Origin of the sequence: Hymenobacter crusticola (assembly GCF_002154225.1) — a bacterium.
Taxonomy (GTDB): Bacteria; Bacteroidota; Bacteroidia; order Cytophagales; family Hymenobacteraceae; genus Hymenobacter; species Hymenobacter crusticola.
In genome coordinates, this window is record NZ_MTSE01000012.1 from 70,285 (window position 1) to 86,191 (window position 15,907).

Here is a 15,907-nt window from a genome sequence, read left to right on the forward strand (position 1 = left end):
GCGTGCGTTGTAAGTCAAATAATAAAGAAGAGCAGGCTGTTAAGGAAAAAGCTGAAGCTATCGTTCGGCCTTGGCGCGTGCGTCAACGATGGCAGCATTGGCAATGGACCCACGGCTGGTTCTGCAACCAGAGGTACTACCTAGGCCTGCGTATACTGCTGCTCTAGTTGTTCCAGCGTCTGCCCTTTGGTTTCTTTTACACGGGCCCGTACGAAGAAGAAGCCGACCAGGCAAATGCCCGCGTACAGGTAAAAAGGCCCGTAGGTACCAATGGCTTCCGCCAGGATAGGAAAGGTGAATACCAGCACGAAATAGGCGCCCCACAAGGCCACTGTAGCTACTGAAGCAGCCACACCGCGAATCTGGTTGGGGAAGATTTCGGAGATGAGCACCCACGTGACCGGCGCCAGTGACAAGCCATAAGTGCCGATGGCCAGCAGCACAAACACCGACACCAGTCCTGGCGCGGCGTGGCGCTGCAACAGCGCCGCCAGCACGAGGTAGAGTACGGCCAAACCCAGCGAGCCAAACAGCATGAGCGGCCGCCGACCGAGCCGGTCTACTAGCGCCATGGCTACCAGCGTAAACAGCAGATTCACCAGGCCAATACCCACGGTTTCAAGCAGCTGCCGATTCAAGTCGGCGCCGACGGAAGCGAAGATGGTGGAGGTGTAGTTGAACACCACATTGATGCCGCACAGCTGCTGAAAGACAGCTAGCCCCACACCTACTACGACGGCCGGGCGCACGCGGCGGGCAAAGACCTCGCGCAGCGTTGAGGCGGGGCCTGTGTGCCGGGAAGCGGCCAGATCGTGCAGCGTAGCCTCCACAAAGGGCGCGTTGCCGAGCTTGCCGAGCACCGCGCGGGCGCGTTCTAGCTGCCCGACGGTTGCCAGCCAGCGTGGGCTTTCCGGCAACCAGAGCACCCCGAGCAAAAACAGCCCCGCCGGTACGGCTCCTAGCCCGAACATCCAGCGCCAGGCCTCTGGGCCATTATCCGCCAGGGCGTAATTGACCAGATTCGTCACCAGAATACCTAGCACAATCGTGAGCTGATTGATGGCCACGTTGCGCCCCCGCACGTCGGCCGGCGACACTTCGGCGATGTACAGCGGGCTGAGCATCGACGCCATTCCCACCCCGATACCGGCCACAAAGCGCATCCCCACAAACAGACCTAGCCCTGGGGCGAAGGCCATGCCTAATGACGAGCCCGCGAACAAGGCCGCTGCCAGCATCAGGCCGGGGCGGCGCCCATACCGGTCGGCGAGTCGGCCCGCCACCAGGCACCCTGCCATGCAGCCCAAGGCCAATGAGCCAGTCAGAAAGCCCTCCCACCAAGCAGTTAGCCCAAACGCGGGACGCAGAAACGGTAAGGCCCCGGAAATCACGGCGAAGTCGAAGCCAAACAAGTAACCGCCCAGCGCCGAGATAAACGCAATGCCCACGATGTAGGTGGTGTTGAACGCAGCGCCTGCTCCGACCGGAGTAGGTGCCGCTGCGGAGCTAAAGGAAACGGCCATGGGAACTAGAATTAGCAGGTGGGAAGTGGCGCGGGCATGCTAGCATCTATTTGCGTAGCGGCTTCAGCTCGTCGGGAGTGCTCTTAGTGTAGGTGCGAAATTGCTCGCGGGAAGGAGTCTCGAATAGGTCTTGCACCACATTTAAAGCGACACTCGCCCCTGGCTGAAACTGCGCCGACTGCGCGTAACGCATCAGGCTATAGTACAGCTGCCGGGCGGCAGGACGGCGGGCATCGTCGGTGGGAGAAAGATTGGCGCTGGTGACGAGCAGGCGCCCCGCCCCCACGCGTGCCTCGAACACCAGGGCCAAGCGGCGGTTGAGAAACCACGTGTCGATGGGCTGCACAATCGGCCGGAAACCGGCCGGAAAGTCCTCTAGGTGCATCACCTGCGCCTGGTTCACAATTTCCCACCATTGCAAGTCGCTGTGCGCCTCCGTGGGAAAGTCGGCCAAGGCAGGATGCACGGGGTTCACCACGAAGCCCGTCACATGGGGCGGCTGCATCTTAAACCAGGAAGTATTCCAGAAGACGGGCGTAAAATTCATCACGACCTCCTTGCCTTTTATCACTTGGCCGGCCGCATTCAGCAGCACGCGGCCGCCTTTGGCCAGCACTTGCCGGGCGTGGGCATCTAGGTGTGTGCAGTAGTAAACATCCTTTGTCGGCAGGCTAGGCAACTGCGCCGGGTACACCCAAAAGTTCCAATCGTTAGCTACCGTCGTGCCGGGCACAGCAATTTGCAGCGTCAACTGCGTGGCTTTGCTAACGCGGTCTAACGGCACGCGAATGGAACCTAGGGGGGTGTTGGTACCCGTGGGTATGGCCGTCGCGGCAAAGCTCCCCTGCCCTACCAAGGCGCCGCTAGCATCTTTGATGGTCCACGTGAGTGCCGTGGGTGGCAAGGCTTGGGGGCCGTAGTGGTAGAGCTCGGCGGTGGCCTCGAAGGTTTCGTCGCTGGTAAAAACGAACTTTGGCAAGCGAGCTAGCGGCACCGTAGGCTGGCAGAAGCGGCGGTACTGCTGAGCCGTCACGTAGGCTTTCTCCCGAAAAAACGGATTTAGTACGCCCACGAGCGCCGTGCCCTGCCCGGGAAAGTCCTGCACGCCTAGCAGCTGAAACCCAGCCAGATTGGGCGTGCGCAGGGTAGCCTCGATTTCGTTTTTGTAGCACAGCAGCTGCAGTTTGCCTGAGGCCATCAGGAAGGTTTCTGCTTGGTCGGCCATGCCATGGTCAGCTAGGTCTTCGCGAAACAGCTCTAGGTTGCGGGCTTTGTACACGCCAGTATACTGGTCGATTTCCTTGAAGTCCGGAAATACGCACCACTGCCCCATCTCGTGCGTAACGTAGGGCACCTTAAATGGCTCAATGGCCGCGCGGTAGTCAAACGTGCTGTTGGGGCGCTCTTTCTTCCAGGGCAGCCCGCGCGCACCCGACTTAATCATGTACTCGTTTTCGGGCACCAGTGGCCAACTCATGGCCACCGAAGCGCCAGTGTACAGGCGGCGCGGGTCTTGTCCCTGCCAATGCTTTACAAAATCGGCTAGGTACTTGGCTTGGTTGCGGCCCGCGGGCTCATTGCCCGCCGACAACATGCAGTAGGAGGCATGATTACCATAGGCCTCGGCCATGCGGGTTGTCTCGTCGTAGATAAACTGGTCGATGGGTTTGCCGTCGCCGAGTGAGGTGCCGTGGTTGGGCCAGCTAGGTCCTTCGGGCTGTAAGTAAAAGCCCATTTCGTCTGCCGCCACAAACGCCGCCTCGGGCGGGCACCACGAGTGAAAGCGAAGGTGGTTGAAGCCGTAGTCCTTGAGCACGGCCAGCACCCGCTTCCACGCGGGCACGTCCATGGCAGGATAGCCCGTGAGCGGAAACTCGCCGTTATGCAAGTCGCCGCGCAGAAACACCGGCCGGCCATTGACCACCAGCCGGTTGCCGACCGCCTTGATGTCGCGCATGCCAAAAGAAACCTGTTGCTCATCGCCTGAGCCGTTCTTTGGCCGGAGTGCCGCTGTGAGCCGGTAGAGCGCCGGGTGAAACTCATCCCACAGCTGCACGGCGTCGCCCATGGCTAGCGTAAGCTCAACGGTTGTTTCGCCAGGCTTGGCAACGAATGCCGCCAGTGCGGGCGCGACCTGGTGGGCACTGGTCGTGTTATAGGCCTGCGCGCCTACCTGCACGGTACCCTTCACGGACTTAGCCGTGGTATTCTTCACCCGCAGCCTAACCCTAGCCACCCGCCGCTGCACGTCGGGGTACACCTGCACGCTTTGCAAAAACACAGGCGGCCCAGCTTGCAGCTCCAATCGGCCAATCAGCCCGTTCCAGTTGCCCTGAATATGGTCGGAGACGCTGTGCGAGTCAGGCCCCACATTCAAGGTAGCTAGGCGGTTGTCAACCCGCACCGTGAGTGTGTGCGGGCCAGGCGCAGCTAAGGCGGTGGTAAGCTCGTAGGTGTGCGGCGCTACCAGCGACACTTGCTGCCCAACTTCGGTGTCATCAACCCACACGCGGGTAGCATAGTGAGCCCGCTCCAGAAACAGCACGAAGCGCCGCCCACGCCACTGCGCCGGTAGATCAATAACCTTTTGGTACCACGCTGGTCCCACGTAGTACGCGGCGGGTGTGAGCCAGAAAGGAATTTTAAAGTTATCGGGCTGGCGGTACTTGGCGAAACGCGGGTTGAAAAACCAGGAGCTATCGTAAATGGTCGCCGTCCAGTGGGTTTGCAGCGAGATGGGGTCTCCCTTGCCATTCTCGGCCAGCGAGCCCGGCAGGCGCACAGTTTCAGCCAAACGGGTGGCAAACCAGCGCGCAGTGATGCCCGCGTCCTGCGGGTCGAGTTGGCAGCGCCACTCGCCGGCCAGCGGCAGCACATCGGTGGCCCACAGCGGCTCGGCAAGCAAGCTGAGCCAGAACAAGAAGCTAAATCGGAACAGCAGACGCATAAGCCAGCGAGTTTAGTGGGTGGTGTCTACGGCAAGACGATAGCGCGCCGTAGCTTCTACTTGCCGCAGTTCGCTCACCTGCCCCGTGGCCGGGAACGAGGGCCGACGCCCCTCCTCTAGGTAAATGGGCGCATCTTGGCGCAGGGGCAGAATACTTAGCTGCAACGGCTTGCGCAAACCATCCGCTACGAGGTTGCGGTAGCTGATCCGCCAAGGAGCTCCGTTGTAGAAATCATCGGTCAGCAGCTTGTCGCCGGCGCTCAGGCGAATAGCGTCGCCGGCGTACGTGACCCGTAGGATGATGTCATCCAAACCCGTCAGCTTGGCACCCGTCAGCGCGAGGCGCCACTGCGCGGCCTGCTGATAGGTTGTGTCGCTGGGCTCCATGGCGCCTTTGCTAGGTCCGCCGAAGCGGATGGGCGGCACCGTTCCGGCAGGCTTCAGCAGGTGTGTTTCTACCTTGATCGTTCGGGTCGGCACCGCCGCCGAGTAGGTGAAAAATACGCCATCGGGCGTGCCCGGCTTCAGGGCGCCGCCGATGGCTTTCGGTGCGTGAGGCAGGGCCGGGAAAATACCAAATTGAAATTCCGGCTTGCCTTCGCTTTGCAACTGAATCTGGTCGTGGTCGAAGTAGATTTCCTGCGGCGTCAGCACCAAGTGCTCCGTGCCGTGTAGAGAGGCTTTCCAGGTTTGAAGGGCTTGTTGCTCACTCAGCACCAGTACGCGCACCGCGGGCCCAGTGCGTGGTTGCACCGTAAGCGTGAGCCCCGTGCTAGGTACCACCCCAGTCACACGAAACTGCCCGTTGTTGGCTGCTACGGCACCGCTTGGAGTCACAACAGATTGCACCGTAGCAGCATCAAAGACCATTTCGGCCGGAATACCAGGCTGCGCAAAGAAGACGTAGTACGGCTCTTGATTGACCGTCAGCCGCGTAAATAGCTGCGCCGTGGCGTATTTGAGGCGGGCCCCACCTAGGTCGAGGTTGAAGGGCCAGATAAAGTAGCTGCCCGCGGGCACCGTAACCGGCTGTTGGGGGAAGGTGAGCACTTCGCCCGGCAACTGCACCGTGAACTGCACGCCCTCTTGCACGGGCATGGCATAGTTGCGCACATAGTTGTTGAAGAATAGAAAGCCGCTTCGCCCCTGCGTGCGCACAGCCCAGCGCGGCGTGCGTAAGTCACTGGCGCTAGGAGGCTGCACGGTTGGCGCATGCGGGGTCATGGGAGCTAGCAGGCTGCCAAAATCATTGAGGAAGTAGTGCACCAGCTTCAGGCGGGCAAATAATGGGCTTTCCGCGCCAGTTTCGCCCAAGGGCGCTTGAAAGTCGTAGCCAATGCGCGGCAAATCGTTGTAGCTGTTTGTGCGAGTGGACTCTTGCAGCCAGGTGCGCTTACCTTGCGGGTTGCGGCCACCGTGGAACATGTAGTAGCCATACAGATTTACGCCTGAGCCCAACTGCACGGGCAGCATGGCGGCCACATCGTGGGGAGTAAGTAGCGGCCGGCGCCGGTACATTACGGGCACGCCGCCGCCAAACTCGGCTCCCAGGAACGGATAATGCGCCAGCTGCTCGGGGGTGTTGCGCACGGCTGTTTCCCCGCCCTGAATACCTAGGTTGCCGCCTTCCCGGCTGCGAAAGCGAAAGTTGTACACCTCCACCGGCGGCATTTTGGTTGGCCCGCGCCCCCAGGGCTCGTCGGGGTAGCCGCCGAACACGGGCAGCACCTCCTGCTCGGGATAACGGGCACCTTGCCAACCCGTAACGGTGTACAGGGGCACGTCAAAGCCTTGCGCTAACGCTAGCTTTTTCAGCTCGACAATATGGACCGCGCCTTGTCCGGCCTTGTTGCGGTTGTACTCGTTTTCAAGCTGAACGCCGATGATGGGGCCACCTTCCTTCCAAAGCAATCCTCGCGTTTGCTGGCGCAGTTGCTGCCAGTAGGTGCGCACGGCAGCTAGGTACGCCGGATCGTTGCTGCGCAAGGCACTGGCTGGCAGCTGCTGCACCAGCCAGTCGGGAAAGCCGCCGTTGCGCAGCTCCGCATGGTTCCACGGCCCGATACGGACCACCACGTACAAGCCGTGCTTGGCACAGAGCTCGACGAAAGCGCGCAGGTCCCGGTCGCCGCGGAAGTCGAACGCACCTTGCTCCTCCTCGTGGAAAATCCAGAACACGTAGGTTGCCACAATCTGTACGCCTCCAGCTTTCATTTTTAGTAGCTGCTCTTCCCAACGGGCGCGGGGGAAACGGGCAAAGTGAAACTCGCCCATCACCGGTAGCCAAGGCTGCTCATCGCGCAACAGGTACTGACTATTCACGTCTAGGGTATGGCCATTAGGCGCGGTGCGGGTGCCTAGGCGCAGGTAGCCGCTTTCGGGCGGTGACGAAGAGCTGGCGGCATCTACCGACAGAGCAAGCTTCTGCGCACGAGCAGCGGGCACGCCCGACCACAGAAGCAGAAGCAGAAAGACCAGGAACTTGGGGAGTGGGCAGGCGGGAAGCACTAGTAGGCGGTGGGTAGGTATGAGCAAATATTCGATTCCTTCGACGTGGCAACAATGGCTTTTTCACCGAAAAGATGGACTATTCAACTGCGCGGTTGATTCGCTATTTTTATTGCGATGAAAGAAGGATTCCAAGGGCAGCGTGCCTATAGCTTGCCCGTACCGCTCCTCGATGAAGCGGCTAGCCACCCGCTGTGTCAAAACTTGTACGTCACGGATATCGGCTTTTATCCCGTTGCGCGGGCGCACAAACGCTCCCGGCGCCTAGGCAGCGCCCAATATATTCTGCTCTACTGCGTGCAGGGCACCGGTTGGTACCAGCTCCGGCAAGAAACCAAACAGCCCCTGCGGGCGAATCAATGGATCATTTTACCCGCGCAGGTGCCGCACAAGTACGGGGCCGATGAAGCCACACCCTGGACAATTTACTGGCTGCACTTCACCGGAGCGCACGCCGGGGTGCTGCATGCGCATCTGCAAGAACAAGAACTACAGCCCCCCGTTACCATCGTCCCTTCGGAGGAACGGATTGAGTTGTTTGAGGCCATTTTTGGGTATCTCACGCTGGTTCCTTCCCTGGCGGGCATCGTGCAGGCCAGCGCCCGACTGTTGCACTTTCTGCTGACGCTACTGCCTGCCGGCAACCCACTCGTGTCACCACTCACGACCGACAGCATTGGCCAGTCCATCCACTTTATGCGCGAGCACCTTGGCCAAAGCCTTACCGTGCAGGAGCTAGCTACGCAAGCCGGCTTGTCGATATCGCATTATTCGGCCTTATTCCGGAAACATACCGGCCGTTCGCCCATCCTGTTTTTCAACTTCCTGAAAGTGCAGGAAGCCTGCCAGCGGCTGACGCAGAACCACCTGCGCGTCAATGAAATTGCCCGTGAGTTGGGCTTTGAGGATGTCTATTACTTCTCTCGATTGTTTACCAAGCTCATGGGCGTATCGCCACGCAAGTTCCGACAGGCGGACCGGGCGTACTAAAGCTAGGTGCTATCGCAAGTCAGCACTTTAGTTAAAAGCCGGCTTCTTTCTCCTGCCTATTTAGTACTTCATATCAGTTACGTTCAACCCTGGTCTTGCCGAACAAAACAAGCGAACAAGGCCGCTAGGTGATGTCGGCGACCTAGACCTGATTCCGTCGTCAACTTGTACGCTGTGGCTAGCAACGGGAACAAGGCATCTTGGTGAATACTCTTTTACAGAGTAGCCAGAAACTGCAAAACAGCCTGCGTAAAGGCGGCCGGATTGTCGAGGTTGGCGACGTGGCCGGCGTTGGGCACTACGGCCACTTGCGCGCCGGGCACGAGCTTCTTCAGGGTTTCATTATCCTGCTGACGGGCGGCTGATTCACGTGCACCAGCCAGCAGCAGCAGCGGCACCTGCACTGGGTGGGCCTGGAGCCGGGGCACGAGCGAGTGGCCGAGCAACACCCTAGGCTCCACGTGCAGCGGCTGCCACATCGACCAGTCCTGCACCATTTGGCGCAGCAACGGCGCCGACCGAACCGAATCCGGCCCGCTTGATTTCAGCAACGACTTCAGCCACTGGCTTTTGAAAGCGGCGGTACCGCGCGCTTGCAGCTGTGCGATTTCGGTGCGGCGGCGCGCAATTTCGGCTTCCGTAATAGGTTCCTCGGGGCCCGGCCTAGGGTAAATACTGCCGCTGCACGACACCACCGACAGCACGTTTTCGGGGTGCAGGGCCATGAAGTCGACCGCCACAAAGCCGCCGAGCGAGACACCCACCAAGTGGGCTTTGGAAATATGCAGGGCTTGGAGCAACTGGTACAGGTCGTCGGCGTGCAGGAACTGCTGGCCTTCCACGGGCACCGACGACAGCCCGTAGCCGCGCATGTCGTAGCGAATCACCCGGTAGTGCCGCGCCAGCTCCACCACTTGCGGGTCCCACATGCGCCGGTCGAAAGAATGCCCGTGCAGTAGCACTACCGGGGCACCGCGCCCGGTTTCCTCGTAGTACAGCTGCGCACCAGGAATGGCGATTTTGCCTTTCTTGCTGGCTAACGCGGCCGTGGTTGGGTGGGCTAGCTTTTTGGGCTGCCCAGCCGATGCCTGAGCGCAGGCCAAGCTAGGTAGCAGCGCCAACACCGTGCAAGAAAGCATGAGCCGGAACCAGCGTTGTAAGCGTGAAACTGAAGACATAAATTGACTGATAGGTCGACTTCTAAGAAGTTGTTTGAGTTAGTAAGAAAGGCCGTCAGAACCGTGTAGAGACGCGACACTTCGCGTCTCGGCGTTGAACGATTTGGGCTTGAACAACCTAAGTAAACAACATCAGCAACGACAAGACGCGAAGTGTCGCGTCTCTACATCGTTCTAACGACTCTCGTTTACTTAACTCAGCCATTTTCTTAAAGACTACCGCTTGAAAACCTTGCTTAAAAAGGCCGTGGTGTAGTCTAGCGTTGTTGCAAACCACGGCGTAAACAGGGGAAAAGTATGCGGCGTATTGGGGAGCGTGTGTACCTCGTGGTAGATCCGAAAGGTATCTAGCTTTTTGAGCATGTCTTCCCGGCCGGCGTGCATCCAATCAACAGAGCTGTTGATGAACAGAATAGGCGGCGTGTGGGCGGTTACGTGGTTGAGACTGGAAGCTTGCTGCCACAGCTCCGGCTTTGTCGCGGTGGAAGCCCCAAACCACTGGGTGCCCGCCGAGAGGCTTTTGCTATCGTCGCCCTCGCGCGACTCGGGGTGAATAAAGGCCAGCACCCCATCCACATCCACGATGGCCTGCACGCTGCTGGAATGGCTGGTGTTACAAGCGTCTCCCTCGAATTGCTTATCGCCATTGGTGGTCCCGACGAGCGCCGCGAGCTGCCCGCCAGCCGAAAAGCCCCAAACCGCAATTTTAGTAGTGTCGATGGGGTACTGCTTGGCATTAGCGCGCAGCCAGCGGATGGCCGCTTTCAAATCGTGAACAGCCGCTGGGTACAGAGCCTCGGTAGAAAGGCGGTACTCGGCCGTGACAGTCACGTAGCCTTTGGCGGCGAGCTGCTGGGCCATGGGCACGTGCTGCGACCGGTCGCCGGAGCGCCAGCCGCCCCCGTGAATGAACAGTACCGCCGGATAGCCTTTCTTGGTTTTGGCCTTGGGGTAGAAAATATCCAGCTGCAAGTTGCGCACGCCTAGGGTGCAGTACGTAACGTTGGTTTGCGCCCGGATGGTGGCCGGCATAGCGGGCCGGGCAATGCGAGCCTCAGGATAAGTTTTCTGGATGTAGCGAAAGGCGCTATGCACCGTAAAGGAGGTGTCGCGCGGGGCCGGAAGCTGCTGCGCCAGCGCAACGCCTGCCAGCAGCGCCTGGCCGAGCAGTAGCAACCCAGCTAGCCGGAACAAGAAACGGGGAGAGTACATAAACAACGAAAACAATAAAATCAATGAGGTTGACGCCGCCCACACGCTAGGCGGGCCGGTTACCTACTCGGGGGTGGCGGTTAGGAGTAGTAGCCAATTCCGTGGGGTCGGTTTTTGGATAGCATACCCCGTTTGTAGCTTTCTGATCGGGCCAGCCAGCAGTAAGCTTTCCGTGAGCGGGTCGTACCAGATGCCGGTGTACGTGGCGTTTGAAACGGGCTGAGAAAAGACTATTTCGGGGCCGGAAAGCGAATAGAGCAGCACCGTTGAATGGCTTGCTTCCGTGAGGCACCAAGTCTGGGCGCTGTCTTTTAGGAAAGAATTGTCCGGCTTCAGGTGCATCAACCTAGGTGCTAGGTGTTGCTGCACGAAGGAGGCGAAAGTAAGATGCCCGTTGCCCCTGTCCTTGGCGCTACCCATGATAACCTGCGCGCCGCCAGCCATAAAGCTCGAAATGGGGCTGATATCGTTGGCAATGGACACCACGGCTTTGTTGGGAAATCGGTCAGTGTACTCGCGCACCTGGCGGTACGTCAGCTCTTGCGTGGTGGGCAAAGGATAGTCGCTGGCTTGCAGAAAGGCCTCGCTTACCATTTCCCGGAACGAGCTGTTTTGCCCGCCCGGCGGCGCCCACAGGGCATCCCCGTTGGAAAAGAGCCCGTCGGGGCGGTATTGCCAGTAGCGGGTGTCAATCACATCGACCTGTTTGGCGAGGTCGGCATCGGCTAGGATGGCATCGGTAATGTCCTTGGTGGTGTTCAGGACCACCCGCACCTTACGGTTGTTTTTACTTTCCCATTCGCTGATGGTCTGCAAGAAAAACTGCTGGAACGCCAGCGGGCCGGAGAACTGAAAACCTAGGTTGAAGATGATGTTCTGGCTGCCTCCTAGCTCATCCAGCGTATGAACTATATACGCGCGGTGCAGGTCGCGCAACGAGGCATTGCTAGGGTCATAGAACTCGTTGCCGAGGTGCAGCCGCGCCCACGGCTTGGCCGGCAGCGGCTCGGGCAGCTTGGTTTGGTTGATGTTGTTGGTCGGCCGCCAGGGGTAGTCTACCCAATGCGTCACGTACTCTAGCAGGTTGTGGGTGTCGTAGAGACTGTAGTATAGCACCAGCCCATTTTCGTCGCACAAGCGGGCGAACTCCTTGACGCGGCCGAAAAACCAAGGGTTGTAGGTGGTGAGGTCGAATTTGCTGAGTCCGTCCCAGGCCTTGCCTTGTCCGCTGCGGGCCCAGGGCATCTCGTAGAAGGGAGCCCACACGTTTCCGTCGGGACGGGCCAGCACGGCGTGGTCGTCGCGGCGACGGTCGTACCACAGGCCGGTGAGACTTTGGTAGAAGCGGTTGTCCTGTTGGCGCAGGGTTTTAGCGAGGTCCGGCAAAATCTCCGTCAAGCCGGGGCCTTCCTTGCCGGGCACGTAACGCGTCAGACTGACCCCGGAATTCAACTCCCCGCCCGGAAAAGTCTGCCCCCGCCAGAATTGGTCGCCGGTCGTGCCACTCCACACCGCTTTGCCGTCTATCACAAACCGTCCATTCACCAGCTCAAGCGGATGCACGGCCGGGCTAGCGGCGGCGGATGCGGTGCCACTATTCTGAAAAGTGAACTCCCGGATGGCGCCGGCTGGCAGCTTGTATAAAGCCGTAGCTTTTTCCGCTGCTAATCGGTTTTTTCCTAATCGGCTTGCTAGCTGCGTTTGGTACAAGGAGTAGGGAGCCGTCACCACCTGGTTTTGGTAGTGCGCGGGACCTTGCGCTTCCAGGACCCTCGCTTTGCAGTTCCAGAGAAGGGAGTTGGCCGCCGTCCAGCCGCCCGCCTGGGTGCGGTCCATGTCGTAGGTTAGTTGCAGGCCGGCTTTGTCTACTACTACGTTTTCGTACAGCACCCCGGAGGCCCAGCTTTCGAAAGAGCCGCTAGCCCCGAGGGCGTTGGTGGCTTTGCAGTTCAGAAACACGTTGGGCCCGGCGGCACAGAAGCCAATGGCAAAATCATTGAGCCCGGAGTCGGCGGTGCAGTTGCCTACCAACACCTGCTGTCCTTCCACTAGAAAACTCATTCGGCGGTAGCCTCCAATTTCGGAAACGGGTTGCTCACTTCGGCAGCGCAGAACGCTTACCTGGCGGGCCTGCGGCCCTACTCTCACCGCGGAGCTTACAAAGTGCCGGGCCGTGATGTCGCGCACCCAAACGTCCTGGACGTGGTCTATCTGAATGCCAATCCAAGCATGTTCCTCGTCTAGCAGCTTGGCTTTATCGTAGCTGCTTTCGATGGCAAAGCCTTCCAGTCCGATGCTGTGGGCTAGGTTTTGGGAGTTCACCTTTTGGACGGTGCCGCCACCATACTGGGGTTCGAGGGCGGTGGTAAGGGGAGCATCGAGGGTAAGCTGGTTGGTCTGCGGATTTACGGCCGTGATGTGGCGGCGCCAGGTAAGGTCGCGTGAGCCGGTGGGCCACCGCAGGCCCCGCACGGCCGCAAACATGCCTTCGGCTTTGTTCATACCTAGGTCGGCAATCCAGGCGGCGGTGCTAGGTCGCACGATGAGGATCTGGTCGCCTGCCTGCAAGCCGGTTGTCTGGTCTAGGGTCAGCATCCGCCCGCCAGTACGCACCGTGTTCCGCACTTGCCGAACCTCAGGCAGTACCGCGGCAGCATCCTCTTGCCCTATCCTAATCAAAGCCCGGCGGCTATTGCCAGTTGCGACGATGACGGTCTTCGCCTGGTTTGCCCCTCTCAGCACTACGCCGGCTTTAGCCAGTTTTAGCTGCCCCGCCACCAGGTAGCGCCCTTGCCCTAGCTGAATTGCTCCTCTGAATCCGCCCTTTTGTAGCGGGAGGGCGCCTACATAGTCGATGGCAGCTTGGAGCAGTTGGGTATCGTCTTTCCCGCTGGGCTTTACGCGCACTACTGCCGCCACTTTGGGCGGCACCGCATTACGCCCCTGGTACCCAACGTAGGAAAAGTCAATTCGGGCGGCAAGCGAGTCGAGCCTAGGTGCTTTCTGCGCGAAGGATTCGAGGGCTAAGAAATAGAACGCAGCACTAAAACAAAGGGTCCAAAAAGTATTCTTGCTCATCTACTTCTACTTGTTTACAGCCTTTTCTCGCTTCCCGCTCAAAGCATGATTTCACTTTGGGCGCTGCTGTTTGATCCTCGTGGCAAGTTCAAGCTTTTGGGACTTCACTTCGGCCAAAACAAGCAGGGCCATTTTTCTGGCACCGAACTCACTGAAGTGGGTGTTGTCTTTTATGCCCTCGGGGTAGTTGGGATGTTCGCCGGGCTCTAGCTGATTGAACAAATCCTTGGCGTACTCCGGCCCCCTCTTCTGAACCACTTCCAGACTCAGCCGATCTAAGTCAATAACCGGGGTGCTGGTTTGCCGGGCAATTTCCTTCACGGCCTGGGAGTATTCTTCGTGCGTTTCCAGCGCTTTCCCGGTCGCGTCGAACTTCATCCTGGTCACGGGAGTGATTAAAATCGGAATTGCTTTTTTGCTTTTAGTCTCCGTTATGAACTTGAGCAGGTTTTTTCGGTAGTCGGGCACCGGCGTGTAGCGGGCAGCATATTGCGGCTCCTTTGCCTCATCATTGTGCCCAAACTGCATGAAAACGTAGTCGCCGGCTTTGAGGCTATCAGAAATGGGTTGCCAAAGCCCTTCCGACAAGAAGGTTCTGGTGCTTCTGCCTCCTCTGGCTTTGTTCATTACGGTTACCGTGGAGTCGAAAAAGTAGGAGAAAGGCATTCCCCATCCTTGCATGGGATATCTGCTTGGTTCATAGTGCGCCACCGTCGAATCCCCGATGAGGTATACCTTGATCTTGTTTGGGGGCTTAACCAGCGAAAATGAGGCAAAAACAAGCAGGCACAAAAGCCAGCTGTAGCTGAACGTGCTTTTCATCGTTGTTCCGATACGTCAGGTAAATACTTCATTCTTAGCAGTGAAATGCTTTAAAAAAGCAAACGGCGAAGAACAGGGCGCACTGCCGCTCCTTATTCTTCGCCGTTTGCGGCACTGCTAGTAGTTGGGGTTTTGCTTCAGGTTCGGGTTGGCGGTAAGCTGCTCGGCCGGAATCGGGTAGATGCCCCGCCACGTAGGGGTTTGGGTGGTTTTGAAGGTCCAGGTGCCGGTGAAATACGTCCCGAACCGGATCATATCCCGCCGCCGGTGGCCTTCCCAGATAAACTCCCTAGCCCGCTCATCCTCAATGTTTTTCAGAGTAAGACTGGTGAGCGTGGAGGCGTTGCTGCGGGTTCTTATTTGGTTTACTAAGGGCAAGGCCGCTCCCACGTTGCCGTTGCGGAACAGTGCCTCGGCTTTCATGAGCAGAATGTCGGAGTAGCGCAGCAGCACGAGGTCGTTGTCGGCGTTGAAGCCCGACCAGCTCACGCCCTCGGGTACGTATTTCAGCACCCGGTAGCCCTCGTTGTCTTGGGCGCTGATGTAGTCCTTCACCGGCACCAGATTCAGCTGCACGCCCCGGCTATCTACCAGCGGTTGGCCGTTGGCGTAGGTTTGCGGGCCGAACTGTAACAGGCTACGGCGGCGGTCGGCGGTTTCGTACCGATCGAGAGCTTCCTGGTAGGTGCTGTAGCCGTTGGCCGGCGTGAAGGGCAGGTTGTAGCGCTGCTTGTCGAGGGCCGGCTGCGCGTAGAGCATAAACTGATTAGCCCCCGCGTTCCGAGTCGGATTCACCGAAAAAGCGAAGATGATTTCCTTGGAATTCACCTCGTTGGTGGCTTTGAAGTTGTCTACCGTGTTAGCCTCTAAGAAGTAAGCCCCCGAGCTGATTACCTTGTCGGTCATGGCAATGGTTTCCGTCCACTTGGGCGTACCGGTGTACACGCCGGCATTTAAATACAGCGTGGCGAGGGCCGCGTACACCGCTTCTTTGGTGAGCCTAGGGTAATAGGAGGCGGATACGTTTTTGACGGATGGCAGATCGTTCACAGCCGCGAGCATCTCCTTTTCTACGAAGGCAAATACCTCGGCCCGGGTGTTATTGGTGGGCAGGTTTTTGGGGTCTACTCGGGCCTGCGTGAAAATGGGCACGTTGCCCCAAAGGTCCATGGCGTAGAAGTAGCCATAGGCCCGCAGCGCCCTCGCCTCGGCAATTACCCCCGGAAAGTTCGCCTTGTTGGGGGAGCTTTCCAGGCTTTCAATCACGGCGTTGGCCGTGCCTATTTCCTGGAAAATAAAGCCCCAGGCGCGGCCCGTCGTTGCATTCGTGGGTTTCACCTGGTGCAACATGATGTCGATGTTGTTTTGGTCGAACCAGCCGCCGCTGGCCCGGCCCGGCACCAGAAACTCATCAGTCCCAAATTCCGAAATCCGGAACGGGTCGCCGATGTCGACTACGTACGACAGCTGCTGGTACACGCCCACCACCGACGATAAGGCCTCCGTTTCTGTTTTGTAGTAGCCAGCCGGCGACAAGCTGCCGAATTGTTCTTCATCGAGGTCGGTACAACCCGCCAGCACGACGGCGGCCCCTACCAATATTTTTGCGATACTATTTTTCATCTGCTTAGCTCAAAAGGGGGGTTCAA

The 15,907-nt window shown here is 58.9% G+C and carries 9 protein-coding genes; 1 reads left to right on the forward strand and 8 read right to left on the reverse strand.

What is annotated here, in order from left to right; genetic code table 11:
- Positions 1-140: 140 nt before the first annotated feature.
- The 3 genes from BXP70_RS19430 to BXP70_RS19440 are packed head-to-tail and all read right to left on the reverse strand — an operon-like array spanning position 141 to position 6,978.
- A complete protein-coding gene (locus tag BXP70_RS19430) occupies positions 141-1,523 on the reverse strand; it encodes a sugar porter family MFS transporter (protein ID WP_086595785.1) in 1,383 nt (460 codons plus the stop codon).
- Between the two features lie 46 nt (positions 1,524-1,569).
- Positions 1,570-4,470 carry an exo-beta-1,4-galactosidase gene (locus BXP70_RS19435; RefSeq protein WP_086595786.1) on the reverse strand — a complete coding sequence of 967 codons (2,901 nt, stop codon included), beginning with the start codon at positions 4,468-4,470 and terminating at the stop codon, positions 1,570-1,572.
- 12 nt (positions 4,471-4,482) lie between these two features.
- Positions 4,483-6,978 (reverse strand): beta-galactosidase, encoded by a 2,496-nt coding sequence (locus tag BXP70_RS19440; RefSeq protein ID WP_143436586.1) that lies wholly within the window; start codon positions 6,976-6,978, stop codon positions 4,483-4,485.
- Between the two features lie 117 nt (positions 6,979-7,095).
- Between BXP70_RS19440 and BXP70_RS19445 the strand changes: the two genes are divergently transcribed.
- A complete protein-coding gene (locus tag BXP70_RS19445; protein ID WP_086595788.1) occupies positions 7,096-7,968 on the forward strand; it encodes an AraC family transcriptional regulator in 873 nt (290 codons plus the stop codon).
- A 215-nt stretch (positions 7,969-8,183) separates the two neighbouring features.
- Here the strand turns inward: BXP70_RS19445 and BXP70_RS19450 are convergent, their stop codons facing one another.
- The 5 genes from BXP70_RS19450 to BXP70_RS19470 all read right to left on the reverse strand — a co-directional run bounded on the left by BXP70_RS19450 (position 8,184) and on the right by BXP70_RS19470 (position 15,881).
- Positions 8,184-9,146 (reverse strand): alpha/beta fold hydrolase, encoded by a 963-nt coding sequence (locus tag BXP70_RS19450; RefSeq protein ID WP_086595789.1) that lies wholly within the window; start codon positions 9,144-9,146, stop codon positions 8,184-8,186.
- Positions 9,147-9,362: 216 nt separating this feature from the next.
- Positions 9,363-10,358 carry an alpha/beta hydrolase gene (locus BXP70_RS19455; protein WP_086595855.1) on the reverse strand — a complete coding sequence of 332 codons (996 nt, stop codon included), beginning with the start codon at positions 10,356-10,358 and terminating at the stop codon, positions 9,363-9,365.
- A gap of 63 nt (positions 10,359-10,421) precedes the next feature.
- Positions 10,422-13,436, reverse strand: a complete 3,015-nt coding sequence (locus BXP70_RS19460; protein ID WP_086595790.1) for a DUF6298 domain-containing protein — start codon at positions 13,434-13,436, stop codon at positions 10,422-10,424.
- 51 nt (positions 13,437-13,487) lie between these two features.
- Positions 13,488-14,258 carry a rhamnogalacturonan acetylesterase gene (locus tag BXP70_RS19465; RefSeq protein ID WP_086595791.1) on the reverse strand — a complete coding sequence of 257 codons (771 nt, stop codon included), beginning with the start codon at positions 14,256-14,258 and terminating at the stop codon, positions 13,488-13,490.
- Positions 14,259-14,375: 117 nt separating this feature from the next.
- Entirely contained in the window at positions 14,376-15,881 is a 1,506-nt protein-coding gene (locus BXP70_RS19470) for a RagB/SusD family nutrient uptake outer membrane protein (protein ID WP_086595792.1), read from the reverse strand.
- Between the last annotated feature and the right edge of the window lie 26 nt (positions 15,882-15,907).